The sequence below is a fragment of the Pseudarthrobacter sp. NamE5 genome, from assembly GCF_005796225.1.
GTDB lineage: Bacteria > Actinomycetota > Actinomycetes > Actinomycetales > Micrococcaceae > Arthrobacter.
The window spans coordinates 1-21,402 of record NZ_VAHO01000004.1; the positions used below are offsets into that span (position 1 = coordinate 1).

Here is a 21,402-nt window from a genome sequence, read left to right on the forward strand (position 1 = left end):
CATCATTTGCTTCATATCTGGTCGAACCAGGCACAAGTCGCGGCGTGAGCCTGCCCGTGATTGTCGGTGCACCCTCGTAGTCTAAATACACCAAGTTGAGGGGGTACGCCGTGCACGTTCCGTTCTGTTCGATAGTTCCGCCATACCTGCTGAGGCGCCTGGCCAAACAGGGTGCACCGGAGTTTTCTTCGGCGGCCAGGGCAGCCCGGGAAGCTTTAGGCCACGTTGAGTCTTTCCATTCGGCACGGTCCAAACCAGCACCGGAAGCTCCAGCCGGAATCCGCCAGGCTAAACCAGGACCAGCGAACCGGAGCATCTTCGATGCCGGCGGCGCCGAAATCCTTCCGGGCAAGCTGGTACGCAAGGAAGGCGACGCTGCTACGGGCGATCCCGCCGCTGATGAGGCGTACGAAGGACTTGGCCACACGCACAGCCTCTACGCCGACGTGTTTGGACGCAACTCCATTGACGGTGCTGGCTTGCCGCTGAACGCTACGGTGCACTTCGGCAAGCTCTACGACAACGCGTTTTGGGACGGAAAGCAGATGGTCTTCGGGGACGGGGACGGCGAGGTGTTCCAGCGGTTCACCAAGTCCCTCAGCGTCATTGGCCACGAACTCGCGCATGGCGTCACCCAGTATTCTGCTGCCCTGGCATACCGTAACCAGGCCGGAGCGCTCAACGAATCAATGTCCGATGTTTTTGGCGCTCTCGTTGAGCAATATGTCAGGAATCAGTCCGCCGCTGACGCGAGCTGGCTGATCGGCGAAGGACTCTTCACCCCCGAGGTGCAGGGCAGCGCCTTGCGCTCCATGAAGGCACCCGGAACGGCATACGACGACGACGTGCTGGGTAAGGATCCCCAGCCGGACTCGATGGATACGTACGTGAAGACCAGCGCTGACAATGGTGGGGTCCACATCAACTCAGGCATCCCGAACCGCGCCTTTTACCTGGTTGCGGAATCCCTGGGCGGCAACGCCTGGGACTCTCCCGGGCGTATTTGGTATGAGACCCTCACGGGCGGCTCGTTGCCGGCCGCAGCCACCTTCCGTGTTTTCGCGCGCGCCACGGCTGCCTCCGCCGTGGAGCTCTTCGGTTCCGGGTCGCTGGAGCATGACGCAGTCCTGCAGGCGTGGGAAACTGTGAAGGTCAAGCTCTAACGGACGCCCTGCCGCCTGCTCCGTGCGGCCGGGCGGTGGAGGAAGCCCAAGGACCAGGCCATGAAGATCAGTGTTGAGCGGACCGGGGGAATCGCCGGGTTGTCGCGGGTGTGGACGGTAGAGGCCCGGACAGAAAGCGCCCTTGACCGGTGGCAGCCGATTATTGAAGCATGCCCGTGGGACTCCGTACCGAGGACACCCCGTGCAGCCGCACAGGAATTTAGGGGAAGCCAGCCAGACCGATTCATTTATTCCATTCGCGCAGGCGAGCACCGCGCCGCACTGCCGGAACAGGCAGTCACCGGGCCGTGGCGGGTTCTGGTCGACAGCACCCGGGCAGCCGCGGAGAAAAGACCGCCCGGCGGCTCCTAGCCCCAACCACAGGACGGCCGGACCGACGGACCTCCGGATCAGAACTAAACCGCTTCAGCCAGATGCCCGCGGAAGGCCCGCCGGTATGACTGGGGGCTGGTGTCCAGCACTTTGGCAAAGTGGTGCCTCAGGAGCACAGGGTGTCCAAAACCGGACTCCCTCGCGATCTCTTCGATGTTCAGGTCGGTAGATTCAAGGAGTTCCTGGGCACGTAGTACCCGCTGCGAGTTGAGCCAGGCGGCGGGGGTTGCACCTGTTTCTGACCTGAACCTTCTCGCAAAGGTCCTGGGCGACATGTGCACCCGAGCCGCCAGTTCGTTGACCGAGTGCTCACGGTCCAGGTTCTTGACCATCCAGCGCAGCAGTTCCTCCATGGGCGCGGAACCACAGGTGGGCATGGGCCGGTCAATGAACTGTGCCTGGCCGCCGTCCCGGTGGGGCGGAACCACCATGTCCCTGGCGATTGCGGCAGCAACATGCGCCCCCAGCTCCACCCGCACCAAGTGGAGGCATGCGTCGATGCCTGCCGCGGTGCCGGCCGAAGAGATGATGTTGCCGTCCTGCACGTAGAGGACGTTCTCATCCACCTGCACACCCGGGTACTCGGCAGCCAGCTGCCCCGAATAGTGCCAATGCGTGGTGCAGCGCCGGCCATCCAGCAAACCGGCACGGGCCAAAGCAAAAACACCGGAACAGATGGACATCACCCAGGCGCCCCTGGCATCGGCGGCGTGCAGAGCCTCAAGGACGGACTCCGGCAACCCGTCATCATGGCCGTACGGCGCCATGATCACCAGGTCCGCATCCAGAGTTGCTTCAAGCCCCAGGCTGACGTGCATCGACAGGCCCGACTTCAGCCGGACGTTTCCGGGTGAAGGCGTGCAGACGCGGAAGTCAAAGGCCGGGACACCGCTCCCCCGGCCGGACCTGTCGATGCCGAACACCTCGCACGCAGTACCGAACTCGAAGATCGAGAAGTTGGGAACCACGATCACAGCCACTGATTTCAGCATGATTCCATTGTGGCAGGAATTTTCGCTTTTTGGGCATTTCTGCCACTTTTTCTTGTCCCACAGCAGGAGAAGCATGGAGGCATGGAAATCCTCACAACCATCCTCATCGTCCTGCTCCTCCTTGTTGTCGCGGCCACCGTTTCTGCGCTCCTGCGCGACGGCCGCGGGCACACCCCTCCCATCGAGTCACACGAGGCCTGGTCCGCCCTGGACCTCCCCAGCACCAACTACACGCTCCGTATCTTCTAACCCGGCAAACAGAGGAGAGTGAACAGCTGCAGACAGTCGAAGCGGGAAGCCCGGGCTCCCGCAGTAGACTGTCAGCAGACATGACACTTCACATCTCCTATCCCGCCGAGCTGCCGGTATCCGAGCGCCGCGAAGACCTGATGGCAGCCATTGCGGCGAACCAGGTCACCATCATCGCCGGCGAGACCGGCTCCGGTAAGACCACCCAGATCCCCAAGATGTGCCTCGAGCTGGGCTTGGGCGAAGACGGCCTGATCGGGCACACACAGCCGCGAAGGCTTGCGGCACGCACGGTCGCAGAGCGCATCGCCGAGGAACTGGGCGTGGACATCGGCCAGGAAGTCGGCTTCCAGGTCCGGTTCACGGGCGAGGTCAGTAAATCCACCAAGGTGAAGCTGATGACGGACGGCATCCTGCTGGCCGAAATCCAGCGCGACAAGCTGCTGCGCAGGTACAACGCCATCATCATCGACGAGGCCCACGAGCGCAGCCTCAACATCGACTTCATCCTCGGTTACCTGAAGCGGATCCTGCCCCAGCGCCCGGACCTGAAGGTCATCATCACCTCGGCAACCATCGATCCCGAGCGCTTCGCCAACCACTTCGGCACCCCGGAAAACCCTGCGCCCATTATTGAAGTTTCCGGCCGTACCTATCCGGTGGAAATCCGCTACCGCCCGCTGACTCAACCGCGCGAGGACGACGAAGTCCCCTCGGACGACGAGCTCGAGGAGGACCGTGACCCGCTGGACGCGGTGTGCGACGCCGTCGACGAACTGGCCAACGAGGCTCCCGGCGACATCCTGGTCTTCTTCTCCGGCGAGCGCGAGATCCGTGATGCAGCAGATGCGCTGCAGGCCCGCATCCAGGCCAACCGCAGGCTTGCCGGCACGGAAGTGCTCCCCCTGTTCGCGCGCCTAAGCCTCCAGGAACAGCACAAAGTCTTCCACCCGGGCAACAAGCGGCGGATCGTGCTCGCCACCAACGTGGCCGAAACGTCCCTCACGGTACCTGGCATCAAGTACGTCATCGACACCGGTACCGCCCGGATCTCACGGTATTCGCACCGTACCAAGGTCCAGCGCCTGCCCATCGAGCGGGTCTCCCAGGCATCCGCCAACCAGCGCTCCGGGCGCTGCGGCCGCGTGTCCGACGGTATCGCCATCCGCCTCTACTCCGAGGAGGACTTCGAGTCCCGGCCCCGGTTCACCGACCCGGAAATTCTGCGGACCAATCTCGCTGCGGTCATCCTGCAGATGACCGCGATGGGTGTTGCCCGCGGCCCCAAGGACGTGGAAGATTTCCCGTTCGTGGAGCCGCCGGAAACGCGCGCCATCAACGACGGCGTCACGCTGCTCCGCGAACTTGGCGCCCTGGCTGCCCCCAAGTCCCAGGACGGCGAAGGCAACCGGCGAAACGGCGGCGGGCTCACCGCCGTCGGACAAAAACTCGCCCAGCTCCCCGTGGACCCCCGCCTGGGCAGGATGATCGTAGAGGCCGGCAAGCGGGGCTGCGTCCGTGAGGTAATGATCCTCGCGGCGGCCCTCACCATCCAGGATCCCCGCGAACGCCCGACAGACAAGCAGCAACTTGCGGCCGAAAAGCACAACCGGTTCAAGGACGAAAACTCGGATTTCACCGGCTTCCTTAACCTGTGGAACTACCTGCAGGAAAAGCAGCAGGAACTCTCGTCGTCGGCCTTCCGCCGCTTGTGCCGCGCCGAATTCATCAACTACCTGCGGGTGCGCGAGTGGCAGGACCTTTTTGCGCAGCTGCGGCAACTGGCCAGGCCCTTGGGCATCAGCCTGGACAACAAGCGCCTTGCCGACCCCGTGGGCAACCACGACGGCATCCACATCAGCCTTTTGTCCGGGCTCCTGAGCCACATCGGCATCCTGGACGAACGTAAGCGCGAGTACGCAGGAGCCCGCGGCAGCCGTTTCGCGATCTTCCCCGGCTCAGCCCTGTTCAAGAAGTCGCCCACGTTCGTCATGGCCGCCGAACTTGTGGAAACCAGCAGGCTGTGGGCCAGGGTTGCGGCAAAGTTCGATCCAATCTGGGCCGAGCAGGTGGCGCCTCACCTCGTCAAGCACAGCTACAGCGAGCCGCACTGGTCCACCCGGCAGGGCGCCGTGATGGCGTACGAGAAGGTCACCCTCTACGGCGTGCCCATCATCGCGCAGCGCAGGATCAACTACGGCAGGGTAGACCCGGTGGTCGCCAGGGAACTCTTCATCCGGCATGCCCTGGTGGAAGGTGACTGGAAAACGCACCACAAGTTCTTCCACCGCAACCGCGCCCTCCTGAGCGAGGTGGAGGAACTGGAAGCCAGGATGCGCCGCCGCGATCTGCTGGTTGACGACGAGACGCTGTTCGAGTTCTACGACGCCCGGATTGGACCGGACGTTGTCAGCGAAAGGCACTTCGACAAGTGGTGGAAGGACGCCCGGCAGAAGAACCCGGACCTCCTGGACTACGACAAATCGCTCCTCCTCAACGACGACGCGGACGGCCTGGACGAATCCGCCTACCCCAAAACCTGGTCGCACAAGGGCTTCGAACTCCCGCTGACCTACGAGTTCCATCCGGTGGCGCCCGGTTCGCCACCCGATCCCTCCGACGGCGTAACGGCGGAAGTGCCGGTCCTGTTCCTTAATCAGCTGGATGACAAGGCCTTCCGCTGGCTAATTCCGGGCCAGCGCGTGGAACTGGTGACGGCGCTGATCAAGTCACTGCCCAAGCAGGTCCGAAAGAACTTCGTTCCCGCACCCGATGTTGCACGGCAGGCAGTAGCCGTGCTGGAAGCAGACTTTGACCCGGCAACCGACGAGCTGGAGGCGTCCCTCGAGCTGGCTCTCCGGCGCATCCGCGGGCACATCATTCCCCCCGGTTCCTGGAACTGGAACACTGTACCCCCGCACCTGCGGGTGAGTTTCAAGGTGGTGGACAGCAAGGGCAAGGTCCTGGGCGAAGGCAAGGACCTTGCCGCCCTCCAGGAGGAGCTGGCCCCGGCAACCCGGCGCGCCATCGCGGAGTCCCTGGGTGCCACGCCCGCTACCACCGCGCCGGCTTCCGGCAACGGCAAAAAGGCTTCCAAGGCGCGGGCGGGAACGGACGACGGCGGATCCTCCGCCGTCCGCCAGGCCGCCCATGTGCCAAACGCCGCAGCCATTGCCGGCTTCAGGGAGCAGGACGGGCTGACTGAGTGGAACTTCGGGACCCTTCCGCGGCAGGTCAGCAACATGGTCAAGGGCCACACTGTTACCGGTTATCCGGCGCTGGTGGATCAGGGTAAGTCGGTCTCCCTCCGGGTTTTCCAGACCCAGGCAGAACAGCTGGAAGCAATGCGGAGTGGTGTGATCCGCCTGCTGGCCCTGCGCGTGCCGGCCCCGGACCGCTACGTCCTGGAGCACCTGAGCAATACCGAGAAACTCACGTTCAGCCAGAACCCGCATGGCTCCGTATCCGCCTTGATTGCTGATTGCGCCCTGGCGGCCATCGACAAGCTCACGCCTGCGGAACTGCCTTGGGACCGGGAATCCTTTGACCGCCTGTACGAGGTAGTCCGGGCCGAACTCATCGATACCGTCTTCAGCGTGACGGCGGTGGTGGAGCGGATCCTGGCCAGCACGCGGCGGATCGAGAAGGAGCTCAAGGGGACCACAAGCCTCGCCCTCATCAGCGCCCTCAATGACATCAAAAGCCAGCTCGGGCAGCTGGTGTATCCGGGTTTTGTGGCCCGAACGGGCTACGCCCAGCTCATCCAGCTCCCCCGGTACTTGGCCGGGATCGAGAAACGGCTGGAGCGGCTGCCTGGCAACGTCCAGCGCGACGCCCTGAACATGGCCGTGGTGCAGCGGCTGGAGGACGACTATGACGACGCAGTGGCGACACTGCTGCCCGGCCGCACGGCAGGCCCTGAATTAACCCAGGTGCGCTGGATGCTGGAGGAGCTCCGGGTGAGCCTCTTCGCCGTCGAACTCGGCACGGCGTATTCGGTGTCCGAGAAGCGGATCAGGGCCGTGCTGAACAAGGCGCTGGCGCCGGCCTAGCGGTACGGGCGCCTGGCCGTCCCGGCCCTCGCCGGGACGGCCGCCGTCGTCAGCTTGCCGGAACGAACTGCCCGTACCCGGCGGCACGCAGGCCCTGGCGGAGCTTCTCCGCGTTGGCATCCAGGACCTTCGGGTCGGGGTTCTGGTCCGCGGAGGCGAAGTTGAAGTCCGCCATGCTCCTTGAGGGCCAGACGTGCACGTGGAGGTGGTTGATTTCATAGCCGGCCACAATCAGCCCGGCGCGTGGCGCGTCATAGATGTCCACCTGCACGGCGCCAATCCGCCGCGCCACTTCCATGACCTTTGCCAGCGTTTCCGGCGAAGCGTCGGTCCAGCGGTCCACTTCCTCGGTGGGAACCACCAGGGTGTGGCCATCGGCCAGCGGACCGGTGGTGAGGAACGCGGAGACGTCCGGTTCGCGCCACACAAAGCGGCCGGGAATCTCGCCGTTCAGGATCCTGGTGAAGAGCGTACTCATGCGTCTGCCTCCTTGGCGGGTGCCTGCAGGGTGCTGGTATCCAGCACGAACCGGTATTTCACATCCCCTGCGACCATGCGGTCGTAGGCATCATTGAGCTGGTGTGCGGCCACCCTTTCGACGTCCGCAGTGACGCCCTGCTCCGCGCAAAAGTCCAGCATCTCCTGGGTTTCGGCAATGCCGCCAATGAGCGAGCCCAAGTAGGCGATCCGGCGCCTGATAAGGGCACCGGGATTCACCGGCGGCATGTCCTCCGAGGGAAGGCCCAGCTGGAAGAGTGCGCCATCAACACGCAAGGTCCGGAACAGCGGGTTGAGGTCGTGAGGGGCGGCAACGGTGTCGATGATGAGGTCAATGGTCCGGTTCGCCGCTGCCATCGCCTCTTCATCCGTGGACAGGATTACCTCGTCAGCACCCAGTTCCAGGGCTGCCGCTACTTTGGGCGCGGACGTGGTAAAAACCACCACTGCAGCCCCCATTGCCTTGGCCAGCTTGACCGCCATATGTCCCAGTCCACCGAGTCCCACGACGCCCACCACGTCGCCTTCGCCGGCCCCGAAGTGGCGCAGCGGCGAGTACGTGGTGACGCCTGCGCAGAGCAGCGGCGCGACTGCGGCCGGGTCCAGGGCGTCCGGCACGCGAAGAACGTAGCGGCGGTCCACCACGACCGAGGACGAGTAGCCGCCCTGCGTGATGACGTCACCGTTCCGGCGGTCCTTCGCGCCGTAAGTTCCGGTCATGCCTTTTTCGCAGTACTGCTCCAGGCCGTCCTGGCAGCTCTCGCATTCCCGGCACGAGTCCACGATGCAGCCTACGCCCACCCGGTCCCCCACGCTGAAGTCCGTCACTGCGGAGCCGAGGCGGCTGACGGTCCCCACGATTTCGTGGCCGGGCACCAGGGGCCAGGCCCGGCCGCCCCACTCGCCGCGGCTGGCGCGCACGTCCGAATGGCACAGTCCGCAGAATTCTATGGAAATTTCGACGTCGTCAGCCTGGGGAGTGCGCCGGGCAAGGGTCAGCGGCACCAGCCCGCTCGCAGGTGAGGTGGCGCCGTAGGCGGCAGCAAGGACGCCGCCGGAAGCGGAAGATCCGGCAGGAAGCCGTTCAGCGGCAGTTGCTTCAGCTGCAGACCCTGCCGGGGCGACCGATCGGGCAAGGGGCGGGGGTACGGGGCGTCCTGGCGTCATAGTGCGACGCTACCCTCGCCCGCAGCACTGTTTCCACCCGGCAGGCCGCCTGGCCGGCCTGGTTCTTCACCCGTGGCAACGGGCAGCTCCCGGTTGTTGGACCACTCCGAAAACGAGCCCGGATACAGTGCAGCCCGGAAACCGGCAAGCTCAAGTGCTGCCACCTCATGCGCCGCTGTTACGCCGGACCCGCAGTAGACGGCCACCGGCACTCCCTCCCGAACGCCCAGCGACCCGAAGCGCCGGCGCAGCATGTCCGGCTGCAGGAACAGCCCGCTGCCGTCCAGGTTGTCCGGCGTCGGCGCACTCACTGCACCAGGAATGTGCCCGGCCCGCGGGTCCACAGGCTCAACCTCACCCCGGTACCTCTCCCCCGCCCGCGCGTCCAGCAGGAGGCCCTGCTCCGGCAAGGCGGCGGCAGCTGCGGCGTCGATCACGGGCATGTTGCCCTCCGCAAGGCTCACGTTCCCTTCTTCCGGGACAACCGATCCGGACTCGACAGGAAGGCCTGCCGCACGCCAGGCGCCCAGGCCGCCGTCGAGCAGATAAACCTCCTCCACACCGGCATTCCGCAGCATCCACCACGCACGGGCTGCTGCCATGTTGCCGCTGTCGTCGTAGGCAACCACGGTGTCGCCGTCGTTGATGCCCCAGCGCCGTGCGCTCTCCTGGAAGTCGCCAGGTGCCGGAAGGGGATGCCGGCCCCGGGCCGGCACGGCCGGAGCGGCAAGCTCCGTGGCGAGGTCCACGAAAACGGCTCCAGGCAAATGCCCCTGCAGGTAGTGCCGGTAGCCGTGCGGGTCGCCCAGGGCCCAGCGAACATCCAGCAGTACAGTGCGGCGGTCTTCCGCCAGGCGGGCGTGCAGCGCGGCCACGTCCACGAGGGGATTCATAGCACTCCTTCAGCGGTGGTACGGCCAACGGCTCCACTCTAACCGCAGCCCTTCCTGCCGCGGGTAGGCTGGTGCGGTGAAGATCGAGCGCAGCGCAGGCCGGTTCAACGGGAACCGGGACTGGGCGGACCAGGCAATCCGCAGGATCAGGGCAGAAAACAACCGCTCCGCCGACACCCACCTCTATTCCGTCCCCCTTCCTGAACACTGGGGCGTGCACCTCTACCTCAAGGACGAGTCAACCCACCGTTCGGGCAGCCTGAAGCACCGGCTGGCCCGCTCCCTGTTCCTCTTCGGGCTGGTGAACGGCTGGATTCGGGAGGACACCACCATTGTTGAGGCCTCCAGCGGGAGTACCGCCGTTTCCGAGGCGTACTTCGCGCAACTCCTTGGCCTGCCGTTCATTGCAGTGATGGCCCGAACTACCAGCCCGGAGAAGATCGCCCTGATCGAACAGTTCGGCGGGTCCTGCCTGCTCGTGGAGCACGCGTCGGAGGTGTATGCCACGGCCCAGGAGGTGGCCGCCACCTGCAAGGGCCATTACATGGACCAATTCACGTACGCCGAGCGCGCAACGGACTGGCGCGGAAACAACAACATTGCCGAATCCATCTTTGGCCAGCTGGAACTGGAGGAGTACTGTGTCCCGGACTGGATCGTGGTGGGTGCAGGCACCGGCGGAACCAGCGCAACTATTGGCCGGTATCTCCGCTACCACAGCCATCCGACCCAGCTGCTGGTGGTGGATCCGGAAAATTCGGCGTTCTACCCCGGCTGGCTTGCAGGCTCCGAAGCTCCGACGGGCCTTCCCTCCCGCATCGAGGGCATCGGCAGGCCTCGGATGGAGCCCAGCTTCGTGCCTTCCGTGATCGACCGCATGCTCCAGATCCCCGACGCCGCGTCCGTGGCCGCAATGCGGCACCTTCACAGCCTGGCCGGGCTCCACGCCGGGCCTTCCACCGGCACCAACCTATGGGGTGTATGGCAGCTGGTTGCGGAGATGGTTGCCAGCGGCCGCAAGGGCAGTGTGGTTTCCCTGATGTGCGACGGCGGTGAGCGCTATCCGGGCAGCTACTACAACCAGGAGTGGCTTGCTGCGCAGGGGCTGGCACCGGAGCCATACGAAGCGGTCATCGCGGCGTTCTTCGACACGGGCCGATGGGAAACCGGCACCGTTTAGACTTCTACGGACTCCCGGGGAGACAGGTGGGTGTACTGCGTGCCGTACCTGGCCCCGATTCTCTGGACATGGCCCTCCACAATCTTCAGGCCATTGTCGTTAAGCAGCCCGTCATGAATCTGGAACGCCCGCGGAGCCCGGACGCCGATCACGAAGTCCACCACTTCCGCAGACTTGCTCCATGGTGCGTGCAGGGGAACCAGCAGGGTGCCCACGTTGATGCCGTCCGGTATCACGAACGAGTCCCCCGGGTGGTAGACGTTGTCGTCGATAAGGTAGCCGATGTTCGCCACCACCGGAATCTGCGGATGGATCAGGGCGTGCTGGCCGCCGAAGCTGCGGACAGTGAAGCCTGCAGCCTCGAAGTTTGAGCCTGGGCTCACTGCGTGGATCCTCGCCCCGGCCCCGTCAGCCATTTCCTGCAGCTGGGCGGCCACCCCTGCCGGCGCATAAACCGCCAGATCCGTGTTTTCCTGCAGCGCTTTGACCACCGCCGGGACGTCGATGTGGTCGGCGTGCTCATGCGTGACCAGTACGCTTTCAGCACCGCGCAGGGCCTCCTCCGATTCGGAGAAGTTCCCAGGATCAAGAACCAGGACCCGGCCCTCCTTTTCAAGGCGGATGCAGGCGTGGGTGTATTTGGTCAGTTTCATGGCGCCAGCCTAGGGTCCGCCTCCGGACCATGTCCACGAAGCCCCGACTGGTAATCTGTATCTTTGCCACCATCTGAGGAAGCGAGTCCATCCATGCCCTTCGGCGCCAAGGCTGATTCCACCACCCCGTCGCCGGTAACCGGCGGCGGCAGGGAACAGCGCGTCACGAAGCAGCGCCGGGCAGTCAGCGCAGCCCTTGATGACCTCGACGACTTTGTCAGCACCCAGGAGCTGTACCGGATCCTGCAGAACCAGGGCGCCCCGGTGTCCCTTGCCACGGCCTACCGGATCCTCCAGTCACTCGCCGACGAAGGGCTGGTGGATGTGCTGCGCAACGGCGACGGCGAGGCTGTCTACCGCCGTTGCGCCGTCACGGGGCACCACCACCACCTCTTGTGCCGGAACTGCGGAAAAGCAGTGGAGGTTGAAGCGCCTGCCGTTGAAACCTGGGCGGCGCGCACAGCTGCGGAACACGGCTACACCGAGGTGGCCCATACCGTGGAAATTTTCGGACTATGCCCGGACTGCACAGCACGAAAGGCTGCCGGCGGCGTTTAGGCCGTTCCTGGCGCCACCCGCCCGTTGATGCCGCGGCCCTTCCGGACCGAGCCTATGGCCCTGCACACCACATAGATCAGGAATGACAGGGTTGTGACGTAGGGGCTGATGGGAATGCGGCCTCCCAGGGCCAGCAGGATGCCGCCCACCGTGGCCGTGAGCGCGAACGCCACACTCAGCGCCACCACTGCGGCCGGGGATGATGTCACGCGCAGTGCTGCTGCCGCCGGGGTGATCAGCAGGGCGAGCACCAGGAGGGCTCCCACCACCTGGATGGAAAGTGCCACGCTGACCCCGAGCAGGACCATGAACACGATGGCCAGCGTCCGCACGGGAACACCCCGGGCCTCAGCCAACTCCGGATCAACGCTGGCGAAATTCAGCGGACGCCAGATGGCGATCAGGGCAACCATCACCACCACGGCTGTCCCGGCGAGAGCCTGCAGCTGGACAGTATCCACGGAAACAATCTGCCCGGTCAGCAGGCCGAATTTGTTCGCCGCACGTCCCTCGTAAAGGGACAGGAACAAAATGCCCAGCCCCAGGCCAAAGGGCATGATCACGCCAATAATGGAGTTCTTGTCCCTGGCCCGCACACCCATCACGCCAAGAAGCAGTGCGGCGGCAACGGATCCGATCAGCGAGCCGAAAACGATGTCCGCGCCAATCAGCAGTGCGAAGGCAGCACCGGCAAAAGAGAGTTCGGAAATGCCGTGGACCGCGAAGGCCAGGTCCCGCTTCATGACAAAGGTCCCCACCAGACCGCCTAGGAGGCCCAGCACGGCGCCCGCCCAGATGGAGTTCTGGACCAGGACCAGCAGCTCTCCATAATTCTCGAAGCTGAAGATGGCCTCGAGGATACTGTCCGCGTCCATCAGGCAGCCTCTCCCGCCAGTGCATGCGTTTCTGCATGGTGGTGGGTGGTGGCATCGGGCAGGCCCACCACCACGATCCGGCCGTTGGCATGGATGACTTCCACATGACTGCCGTAGAGGTCTGAAAGTACCTCCGTGGTCATGACTTCTTCGGGAGTGCCGACCTTGAAGCGTCCTCCGGCAAGGTAAAGCACGCGGTCCACATAGTCGATGATGGGGTTGATCTCGTGCGTCACAAACACCACGGCGCTGTTCTTCCCGTGGCACTGCTCGTTAATGAGCGCGCTCACAGCCTGCTGGTGATGCAGGTCAAGTGACAGCAGCGGTTCGTCGCAGAGGAGGACCTGGGGATCCGTGGCCAGGGCCTGGGCAACCCGAAGCCGCTGCTGTTCGCCGCCGGAGAGCTGGCCCACCGGAACTTTGGCGTACTCAGTGGCGCCCACGAGGTCCAGGAGTTCATCGATCCGGCGGTTTGCCTTGGCGGAGGACAGGCGCAGGCCCCACCGGTGGCCGTCCACGCCCAGGCCTACCAGGTCCCTCGCACGCATGGGGGTGTCCGGAGCGAAAGACTTCTGCTGAGGAATGTAGCCAATCAGGCTGCTGCCGCGCTCCACGGGGCGGCCGCCCAGGGTGGCCTTGCCCCGGTGCAGTTCCTGAAGCCCCAGCAGCACCTTCAGGAAGCTGGTCTTGCCACTTCCGTTGGGACCCAGCACGGCGAAAAACTCGCCTGGCTTGATGTCCAGGTCAAGGTCCTCCCACAGCGCCCGCTTGCCGAACTTCAGGGACGCTCCACTGAGGCTGACCACAGGTTTCAACTATTTGTCTCCAGAACTTTGCTGATGTTGTCCACATTGTCCTTCATCCACTCCAGGTAGGTCTTGCCCTCCGGCAGTGTCTCGTTGAAGTCAACCACGGGAACCCCTGCAGTTTCGGCGGCGGCCTTCAGCGACTCCGTCTGCGGACCTTCGGTCTGGCTGTTGTAGGCGAGCAGGCGCACCGACTTTGAAGCCACAAGATCGGTGGCCGCCTTGAGGACTGCAGGCGGCACGTCCGAGCCTTCTTCAATCGCAGCAGTGTAGTCCTCGGGGGTGGCGTTCACCAGCCCGGCATCCTCGAGGAGGTAGAGCGGAACGGGTTCCGTCACGGCCACCTGGGCGCCCGCCGAAGTTTGTTTCAGGGCTTCCAGCTTCCCGTGCAGTTCTTCGAGGCTGGACTTGAACGTGGAGGCGTTCGAATCGAAAGTCGAAGCCGAGGCAGGGTCCAACTCCCCCAGCCTGGCAGCAATGTCATCGGCCAGCCGCTCCATGGCGGGCAGGCTATACCAGACGTGCTCGTTCAGGTCGCCATGGTCGTGCGCTTCCCCGCCGGCGGATTCGCTGGCTGTGGCTTCGGCGCCCGTGGCTTCGGCGGTGTGCTCTTCCTCTTCCGGGTGCGCCAGGCCGGAAACTTCGACGGCGTTCAGCACCTTACCGTTTTCGAGGCCGCTGTCCTTTGCCAACGTGTGGATGAAGTCGTCGTAGCCGCCGCCGTTTTCCAGGACCAAGTCAGCCTTGGACACGGCCAGCCGGTCCTGGGCAGTCGCTTCGTAGGAGTGGGGATCCTGGCTGGTCTTGCTGATGATGGCGGTTACGCTGACTTCGTCCCCGCCGATTGTCCTGACGATGTCCCCATAGACATTCGTGGAGGCGACCACGTTGATCCCCTCGGCGGCGGCTTCCGGCGGCGCTTCCGCCTGCGGGGTGCAGGCGGAGAGCAGGAGGCCCAACCCGGCAAGGGCGGCAACTGAAGATCGGGCAGCGGTGGAACGGCGCACGGAAACCTCGTTCTTAAAGGAGGGGAAAGACAACGCCACCACTTTATACCTAAATGGGAATGATTCCTATTTAGAACTCGAAAGCGTTGTGCCCTTCCCGTCCCCGGGAAGGGCACAAGCCGCTTATCCCCCGTTCGGCTGCCCGAGCCGGCGGATGCCGGTAGCCTGCGTGGCGTCCCGGATCTCACCCACCAACTGCTCGATGACGTCTTCGAGGAACAGGACACCCTGGGTCCTGCCATCCGGGCCGATCACCCGCGCCAGGTGGGAACCCGTGCGCTGCATGACGAACATCGCCTTTTCAATCTCGTCGCCCAGCGCCAAATTGGCGAGGGACCGGATGCGGCTTTCGGCGATGGGCCGTTCGTAGGCCTGCTCGGGGATCGAAAGCACGTCCTTGACGTGGAGGTAGCCGTACAGCATGTCCTCGTCGTCAAGCATGGGGAACCGGGAAAATCCTGTCCGGCTCACCGCCTTCTCGAACTCCACCGGGGTGGTGGCCGATTTCAGCATGACCAGCTTGTCGAGCGGAACCATGATGTCCGCCGCCGTGTATTCGGAGAACTCCAGCGCGCCGGTAATGAGCCCGGCGTCGTCATCCACCAGGCCGTGGCGCGTGGATTCCTGGACGATGGACTGGACCTCCTCCAGGGTGAAGGAGGAGTTCACCTCGTCCTTGGGCTCAATGCGCAGGAGCTTGAGGATGTGGTTGGCAGACCAGTTCAGGACCGAAATGACAGGATGAACCAGCCGGGCAACGAACATCAGCGGCGGCGCCAGCAGGAGGGCCGCCTTGTCCGCCACGGACACCGAAATGTTTTTCGGCACCATCTCGCCAAAGGTCACGTGGAGGAAGGTCACCAGCATCAGGGCCACGGCGAAGGCCGCCACATCGGCGATCTCCATCGGCAGGCCCAGCGTCTCCAGGGGGACCGCTAGCAGGTGGTGGATTGCCGGCTCGGCCACCAGCAGGATCAGCAGCGAACAGACAGTAATGCCGAGCTGCGCACACGCCAGCATCAGCGACACGTTCTCCATGGCACGGAGGGTGGTCTGCGCCCGTTTGGAGCCCGCCTCGGCCAACGGCTCGACCTGGCTGCGCCGGGCCGACATGACGGCGAATTCAGCCCCGACAAAAAAGGCGTTGCCCAGCAGCAGGACGGCAAGCCAGAAGATTCCTGCCCAGTCGCTCATCGTCTTGTCCTGTCATCGCGTTCCATGGCGGCCTCGACGTCCTCATGCCCTGAATCGGACTCCGGGCGGAAACAGATCCGGTCGATGCGGCGGCCGTCCATCCTGGTGACGCTCAGACTGCCGCCGCCCACGGGGACGGTGTCCCCTACGGCGGCGATGCGCCCCAGCTTGCTCATGACGTATCCGCCCACTGTTTCGTACGCGGCCTCGTCGGGGACGGTCAGCCGCGGGATCTGCTCGGACAGCTCGTCAGGGCGGAGCAGGCCGGGGAAGTACCAGTCGCCGGAAGCGCTTTGCAGCAATCCCGGACGGACCTTGTCGTGCTCATCCGATACCTCCCCCACGATCTCCTCCACCAGGTCCTCGAGGGTGGCTATGCCCGCAGTTCCGCCGTACTCGTCAAGCACGACGGCCAGTTGGAGATTTCCCTCCCGGAGTTCCGCCAGCAGGGCATCGAGGTGGATGGTCTCAGGGACCCTCAGCACTTCGGTCATGATCGCACCGGCTTCCAGGTTCTGCCGGCGGTCCCAAGGCACGGCCACAGCCTTCTTCACGTGGACCAGGCCACGGATGTCGTCGGGGGAATCACCGATCACAGGGAACCGCGAATAGCCTGTCCTGCGGGCGGCGTCGAGCACGTCGGAGACAGGCTGGTCGGCGTCGATCGTTTCCACCCGGATGCGTGGCGTCATGACATCCGCTGCCGTCCTGGTGGAAAAGTTCAGGGTGCGGGCAACGAAGTTTGCCGTACCGGCGTCGAGCGTTCCCATCGCCGCAGAGCGGCGCACCAGTGAGGCAAGCTCGGCAGGCGTGCGCGCCCCGGAGATTTCCTCTTTGGCTTCCAACCCGAAAACGTGCAGGACCTTGTTGGAGAAACCGTTGAGCAGGATGATGGCCGGCTTGAAGACCGCGGTGAACATCAGCTGGGGCCGCGCCAGGGCACGGCCTACCGGGAAGGACAGGGCAATGGCCATGTTCTTGGGCACGAGTTCGCCCAGGAGCATCGACAGGAGGGTAGCGATCACCATGGCCAGGACCAGTGAGATGGAGGCCACGGCAACGTCAGGAAGTCCGACGGCGGCCAGCGGGGCTTCCAGGAGCCGGCCCACCGAGGGTTCCATGACATAACCGGTCAGGAGGGTGGTCAGTGTGATGCCCAGCTGGCAGCTGGAGAGCTGTGTCGACAGCGATTTCAGGCACTTCAGCAAGGGAACGGCGCCGGTGTCGCCGTCGTCGATGGCCCGCTGAACCGTTGGCTGGTCCAGGGCGATGAGGGAGAACTCGACGGCAACGAAGAAGCCGGTGCCGGCGATGAGCAGCAGGCCTGCTGCGAGGAGAAGCCATTCCATTCAGCATCCCGCCTGCACGGCGGACGCCGGAACAACGGCGCGGAGGAAAATGGCGGTGGGACTGAAAGATCTTCCCGGCGGAGGATGGTCGGCAGATGCCGACGCTCTTTCCTTGGGGGCTACGGCCGGCTGTGCTGCCAGCGGGTGATGGGCTCGTGGTCGGGGTTTGCCGGCTCTTCGGGTGGACTGCGCGGAACTGCTCTTCATGCCCCGCTGACAGCCCCCAGGCCGGCACCTAGATTTACTGTCCATAAGAGTTTCAGTCTACAGGAGCAGATGTTCCCGGCCGCGAACTGCGCCGCGGCGCCTAAATGGCAACCAAAGCAGGCAAACCGGGCAGCAAAAACGCGGATTTTCGATGTGTCCGGCCGCCATATTTCGCACCTTCCGCTTCACTTCATGATTTGGGTCACCCTTATTGGCAGTTAACACGAGATGCTCACTAGACTTGCAAAGGTCTGGGTTCAGAGGACGCAGAGATCGGTTCGAACCGAGTGCTGAAGCACCGTGGGGCCGGAGAGAAATCAAACTCATGGAAGAGGCGTATTTCAAGTGCCAGAGCAGCCTAGCCACCGTCTACCAGAGGAATTTGGCGGAAACGAGTGGCTCGTTGACGAACTGTACGAGCAGTACCAGCAGGACAAGAACGCCGTGGATGCCAAATGGTGGCCGCTGTTTGAATCGTTCGAGTCGGGCAACAGTTCTTCTTCCAATGGAAATGCGGCCCGTGCCGCAGCCCACCCTCCCACCAGGGAGATGCCCATCGTGAATGCAGCTCCCGCCGCACCGGCACCGTCGCCGGCCCGGGCTCCTGCTGCTCCCCCGGCACCGCCCGCCACCCCGGCCGCGGCCCCGGCGCCCGCGCCGGCAAAGAAGGCTCCCGCCACCGTGGCCCGCGACGGGGGAAAGAAGACCGGAGCGGAGACGGGATCCCAGCCCATCCCGGCACAGCTGCCCAAGAACGTCAAGGCACCCACTGCTCCTGAAGAGGATGTTGTCTCCGTCCTCCGCGGACCCGCCAAGGCGATTGCCACCAACATGGTCACCAGCCTCGAGGTGCCCACCGCCACCAGCGTCCGCGCCATCCCGGCCAAGCTGCTGATCGACAACCGCGTGGTCATCAACTCGAACCTGGCCCGCGCCCGCGGCGGCAAGGTCTCCTTCACGCACCTCATCGGCTACGCCGTCATCCGGGCCCTTTCGCAGTTCCCGTCGATGAACGTGTACTACGACGAAGTGGACGGCAAGCCCGTTGCAGTCCAGCCCGCGCACGTCAACTTCGGCATCGCCATCGACATGCCCAAGCCGGACGGCACCCGCCTGCTGATGGTGCCGAACATCAAGAAGGCCGAAACCCTCAACTTCTCCGAGTTCTGGCACACCTACGAGGACCTCATCAAGCGCGCCCGCAACGGCAAGCTGACGGCCGAGGACCACCAGGGCACCACCGTGTCCCTGACGAACCCCGGCGGCATCGGCACCGTGCACTCAGTGCCGCGCCTGTCCAAGGGCCAGGCTGCCATCATCGGCGTGGGCGCGCTTGACTACCCGGCGGAATTCCAGGGTGCCAGCGAGAAGATCATCGCCCAGAACGCGATCAGCAAGGTCCTCACCCTGACCTCCACTTACGACCACCGTGTGATCCAGGGCGCCGGCAGCGGTGAGTTCCTGAAGCTCGTGCACTCGCTGCTGCTGGGTGCGCAAAACTTCTACGACGAGATCTTCGAAGCACTGCGGATCCCCTATGAGCCTGTCCGCTGGAGCGCGGACAAGCAGGTGGACCCGGCTGATGAGATCAACAAGGTGGCCCGGATCCAGCAGCTGATCCACTCCTACCGTGTCCGTGGACACCTGATGGCGGACACCGATCCGCTGGAGTACGTGCAGCGCAAGCACCCGGACCTGGACGTCCTCACCTATGGCCTGACCCTGTGGGACCTGGACCGCGAATGGCCCACGGGTGGCTTCGGCGGCAAGCCCATGTTAAAGTTCCGCGACATCCTGGGAGTCCTTCGCGACGCCTACTGCCGCACCACCGGCATTGAGTACATGCACATCCAGGAGCCGGCCGAGCGCAAGTGGTTCCAGGACCAGCTGGAACACCCGTACTCGAAGCCCAGCCGTGAAGAGCAGCTGCGTATCGTCTCCAAGCTGAACGCCGCCGAGGCATTCGAAACGTTCCTGCAGACCAAGTTCGTGGGCCAGAAGCGCTTCTCACTGGAGGGCGGCGAATCCCTGATTCCGCTGCTCGATGCCATCATGTCCGACGCCGCCGACGACGGCCTGGACGAGGTTGCCATCGGCATGGCACACCGCGGCCGCCTCAACGTACTCACCAACATCGCCGGCAAGACCTACGCCCAGGTCTTCCGCGAGTTCGAAGGAACCCAGGACCCCCGCTCCGTGCAGGGTTCCGGTGACGTGAAGTACCACCTGGGAACCGAGGGAACCTTCACCTCGGACACCGGCAAGGAAACCAAGGTCTACCTCGCCGCCAACCCCTCCCACCTCGAGGCCGTGGACCCTGTGCTTGAGGGCATCGTCCGGGCCAAGCAGGACCGGCTGGACCAGGGCGAATCCTTCCCGGTCCTGCCCATCGTGGTCCACGGTGACGCAGCTTTCGCCGGCCAGGGCGTCGTTGCCGAAACCCTCAACCTGTCCCAGCTGCGCGGCTACCGTACGGGCGGCACCATCCATATCGTGGTCAACAACCAGGTTGGCTTCACCACTGCTCCCTCATCCTCCCGCTCGTCCACCTACTCGACGGACGTTGCCAAAATGATCCAGGCACCGGTGTTCCACGTGAACGGCGACGATCCCGAGGCTGTGGTCCGCATTGGCCAGCTCGCCTACGAGTTCCGCCAGCGGTTCCACAAGGACGTTGTCATCGATATGGTCTGCTACCGCCGCCGCGGGCACAACGAGGGCGACGACCCCTCGATGACCCAGCCGCTGATGTACAACCTCATCGAGGCCAAGCGCTCGGTCCGCAAGCTGTACACCGAGTCACTGATCGGCCGCGGCGACATCACCGAGGAAGAAGCCGAGCAGCTGCTCCGCGACTACCAGGAGCGCCTGGAGCGGGTCTTCGCCGAAACCCATGCTGCCCAGACCTCCCCGATTCCGATCGTTACGGCTGACACCGCCGCCGTGTCGGACATCGAACGGCCCATGGCGCAGCAGTCGGACTCCGGCAACAGCGCTCCCGTTTCCACCGCCATCTCCGCAGAGACCCTGGCCCGAATCGGCAAGGCCCACGTGGAGATTCCTGAGGGCTTCACCGTGCACGCCAAGCTCAAGCAGCTGCTTGAGAAGCGTGAACATATGTCCCGTGAAGGCGGCATCGACTGGGGCTTTGGCGAGATCGCAGCTTTCGGTTCCCTCATCATGGAGGGCGTACCCGTACGTCTCGCCGGGCAGGACTCCCGCCGCGGCACCTTCGTACAGCGCCACGCCGTGTTCCACGACCGCGCCAACGGGCAGGAGTGGCTGCCGCTGGGCAACCTCTCCGATGACCAGGCGAAGCTGTGGATCTACGACTCCCTGCTCTCCGAATACGCGGCCATGGGCTTCGAGTACGGCTACTCCGTGGAGCGGCCGGACGCACTGGTGCTGTGGGAAGCCCAGTTCGGCGACTTCGTCAACGGTGCGCAGACGATCATCGATGAGTTCATTTCCTCCGCAGAGCAGAAGTGGGGCCAGCGTTCCTCGCTGGTTCTGATGCTGCCCCACGGCTATGAAGGCCAGGGCCCGGACCACTCCTCCGCAAGGATCGAGCGGTTCCTGCAGCTGTGTGCCGAAGAGAACATGATCGTGGCCAACCCGACCACGGCGGCTTCGCACTTCCACCTGCTGCGCCGCCAGGCGTACAGCCGGCCGCGGAAGCCGCTCATCATCTTCACGCCGAAGCAGCTGCTCCGCCTGAAGGCCGCAGCATCGTCGGTAGAGGACTTCACCAGCGGCTCGTTCCGCCCCGTGATCGGCGAGCACGAGCAGCTGGACGCCAACGCCGTCGAACGCGTGCTGCTGGTCTCCGGCCGCCTGTACTACGACCTCCTGTCCACGCGGCAGAAAACGGGTGACAAGACCACGGCAATCATCCGCGTGGAGCAGCTCTACCCGCTGCCGCACGAGGAGATCGCAAGGGAACTGGCAAAGTACCCGAACGCCGAGGTTGTCTGGGCACAGGACGAGCCCGCGAACCAGGGTCCGTGGCCGTTCATTGGTCTGAACCTGCCGGATGCCCTGGACCGCCGGATCCGGCTGGTCTCCCGCCCTGCTTCGGCTTCCACCGCTGCCGGGTCCATGAAGCGGCATGCTGCTGAGCAGGATGTTCTCCTGAAGCAGGCGTTTGCCCGCAAGTAAGTGCTGAG

General features: G+C 64.4%; 17 protein-coding genes. 7 read left to right on the forward strand and 10 right to left on the reverse strand.

What is annotated here, in order from left to right; genetic code table 11:
* Window positions 1-110: 110 nt before the first annotated feature.
* Together FDW84_RS06660 and FDW84_RS19675 are read left to right on the forward strand one after the other, a co-directional pair.
* Complete coding sequence (locus tag FDW84_RS06660; protein ID WP_138607807.1) at window positions 111-1,163, forward strand: M4 family metallopeptidase; 1,053 nt, start codon at window positions 111-113, stop codon at window positions 1,161-1,163.
* 60 nt (window positions 1,164-1,223) lie between these two features.
* Complete coding sequence (locus tag FDW84_RS19675) at window positions 1,224-1,535, forward strand: protealysin inhibitor emfourin (protein ID WP_138607809.1); 312 nt, start codon at window positions 1,224-1,226, stop codon at window positions 1,533-1,535.
* 44 nt (window positions 1,536-1,579) lie between these two features.
* Here the strand turns inward: FDW84_RS19675 and FDW84_RS06670 are convergent, their stop codons facing one another.
* A complete protein-coding gene (locus FDW84_RS06670; RefSeq protein ID WP_138607812.1) occupies window positions 1,580-2,548 on the reverse strand; it encodes a GlxA family transcriptional regulator in 969 nt (322 codons plus the stop codon).
* Window positions 2,549-2,629: 81 nt separating this feature from the next.
* Between FDW84_RS06670 and FDW84_RS19270 the strand changes: the two genes are divergently transcribed.
* Window positions 2,630-2,797, forward strand: coding sequence for a hypothetical protein (locus FDW84_RS19270; RefSeq protein ID WP_171046693.1), 168 nt, complete (start codon window positions 2,630-2,632; stop codon window positions 2,795-2,797).
* An 80-nt stretch (window positions 2,798-2,877) separates the two neighbouring features.
* Window positions 2,878-6,849 carry an ATP-dependent RNA helicase HrpA gene (hrpA, locus tag FDW84_RS06675; RefSeq protein ID WP_138607814.1) on the forward strand — a complete coding sequence of 1,324 codons (3,972 nt, stop codon included), beginning with the start codon at window positions 2,878-2,880 and terminating at the stop codon, window positions 6,847-6,849.
* A gap of 49 nt (window positions 6,850-6,898) precedes the next feature.
* On the opposite strand, the gene FDW84_RS06680 is transcribed toward hrpA, so the two are convergent.
* The 3 genes from FDW84_RS06680 to FDW84_RS06690 are packed head-to-tail and all read right to left on the reverse strand — an operon-like array spanning window position 6,899 to window position 9,407.
* Window positions 6,899-7,327, reverse strand: a complete 429-nt coding sequence (locus FDW84_RS06680) for an HIT family protein (RefSeq protein ID WP_138607816.1) — start codon at window positions 7,325-7,327, stop codon at window positions 6,899-6,901.
* A complete protein-coding gene (locus FDW84_RS06685; RefSeq protein ID WP_138607818.1) occupies window positions 7,324-8,514 on the reverse strand; it encodes an NAD(P)-dependent alcohol dehydrogenase in 1,191 nt (396 codons plus the stop codon). Before FDW84_RS06685 ends, FDW84_RS06680 begins: the two co-directional genes overlap by 4 nt.
* Window positions 8,511-9,407 carry a sulfurtransferase gene (locus tag FDW84_RS06690; RefSeq protein WP_138607820.1) on the reverse strand — a complete coding sequence of 299 codons (897 nt, stop codon included), beginning with the start codon at window positions 9,405-9,407 and terminating at the stop codon, window positions 8,511-8,513. The genes FDW84_RS06685 and FDW84_RS06690 overlap by 4 nt, the downstream gene beginning before the upstream one ends.
* A 76-nt stretch (window positions 9,408-9,483) precedes the next feature.
* Between FDW84_RS06690 and FDW84_RS06695 the strand changes: the two genes are divergently transcribed.
* The gene (locus FDW84_RS06695) at window positions 9,484-10,587 is read left to right on the forward strand and encodes a PLP-dependent cysteine synthase family protein (protein WP_138607822.1); all 1,104 of its coding nucleotides are present in this window, start codon (window positions 9,484-9,486) and stop codon (window positions 10,585-10,587) included.
* On the opposite strand, the gene FDW84_RS06700 is transcribed toward FDW84_RS06695, so the two are convergent.
* Window positions 10,584-11,240: an MBL fold metallo-hydrolase gene (locus tag FDW84_RS06700; RefSeq protein WP_138607824.1), complete on the reverse strand. Its 657-nt coding sequence runs from the start codon at window positions 11,238-11,240 to the stop codon at window positions 10,584-10,586. The genes FDW84_RS06695 and FDW84_RS06700 overlap by 4 nt on opposite strands.
* Before the next feature lie 93 nt (window positions 11,241-11,333).
* Here FDW84_RS06700 and FDW84_RS06705 point away from each other — a divergent pair, with 93 nt between their 5' ends.
* Window positions 11,334-11,798 carry a Fur family transcriptional regulator gene (locus tag FDW84_RS06705; protein WP_138607827.1) on the forward strand — a complete coding sequence of 155 codons (465 nt, stop codon included), beginning with the start codon at window positions 11,334-11,336 and terminating at the stop codon, window positions 11,796-11,798.
* Here FDW84_RS06705 and FDW84_RS06710 read toward each other — a convergent pair.
* The 5 genes from FDW84_RS06710 to FDW84_RS06730 all read right to left on the reverse strand — a co-directional run bounded on the left by FDW84_RS06710 (window position 11,795) and on the right by FDW84_RS06730 (window position 17,029).
* Window positions 11,795-12,673: a metal ABC transporter permease gene (locus tag FDW84_RS06710; RefSeq protein WP_138607829.1), complete on the reverse strand. Its 879-nt coding sequence runs from the start codon at window positions 12,671-12,673 to the stop codon at window positions 11,795-11,797. The two genes, FDW84_RS06705 and FDW84_RS06710, sit on opposite strands and share 4 nt — an antisense overlap.
* Window positions 12,673-13,488 carry a metal ABC transporter ATP-binding protein gene (locus FDW84_RS06715; protein ID WP_138607831.1) on the reverse strand — a complete coding sequence of 272 codons (816 nt, stop codon included), beginning with the start codon at window positions 13,486-13,488 and terminating at the stop codon, window positions 12,673-12,675. Before FDW84_RS06715 ends, FDW84_RS06710 begins: the two co-directional genes overlap by 1 nt.
* Window positions 13,485-14,486 (reverse strand): metal ABC transporter solute-binding protein, Zn/Mn family, encoded by a 1,002-nt coding sequence (locus FDW84_RS06720; RefSeq protein WP_138608207.1) that lies wholly within the window; start codon window positions 14,484-14,486, stop codon window positions 13,485-13,487. The genes FDW84_RS06715 and FDW84_RS06720 overlap by 4 nt, the downstream gene beginning before the upstream one ends.
* Before the next feature lie 123 nt (window positions 14,487-14,609).
* Complete coding sequence (locus FDW84_RS06725; RefSeq protein WP_138607833.1) at window positions 14,610-15,680, reverse strand: hemolysin family protein; 1,071 nt, start codon at window positions 15,678-15,680, stop codon at window positions 14,610-14,612.
* Window positions 15,677-17,029: a hemolysin family protein gene (locus FDW84_RS06730; protein ID WP_138607835.1), complete on the reverse strand. Its 1,353-nt coding sequence runs from the start codon at window positions 17,027-17,029 to the stop codon at window positions 15,677-15,679. Before FDW84_RS06730 ends, FDW84_RS06725 begins: the two co-directional genes overlap by 4 nt.
* 552 nt (window positions 17,030-17,581) lie before the next feature.
* On the opposite strand from FDW84_RS06730, the gene FDW84_RS06735 reads away from it, so the two are divergent.
* The gene (locus tag FDW84_RS06735) at window positions 17,582-21,394 is read left to right on the forward strand and encodes a multifunctional oxoglutarate decarboxylase/oxoglutarate dehydrogenase thiamine pyrophosphate-binding subunit/dihydrolipoyllysine-residue succinyltransferase subunit (protein WP_138607837.1); all 3,813 of its coding nucleotides are present in this window, start codon (window positions 17,582-17,584) and stop codon (window positions 21,392-21,394) included.
* The last annotated feature ends 8 nt before the right edge of the window (window positions 21,395-21,402 follow it).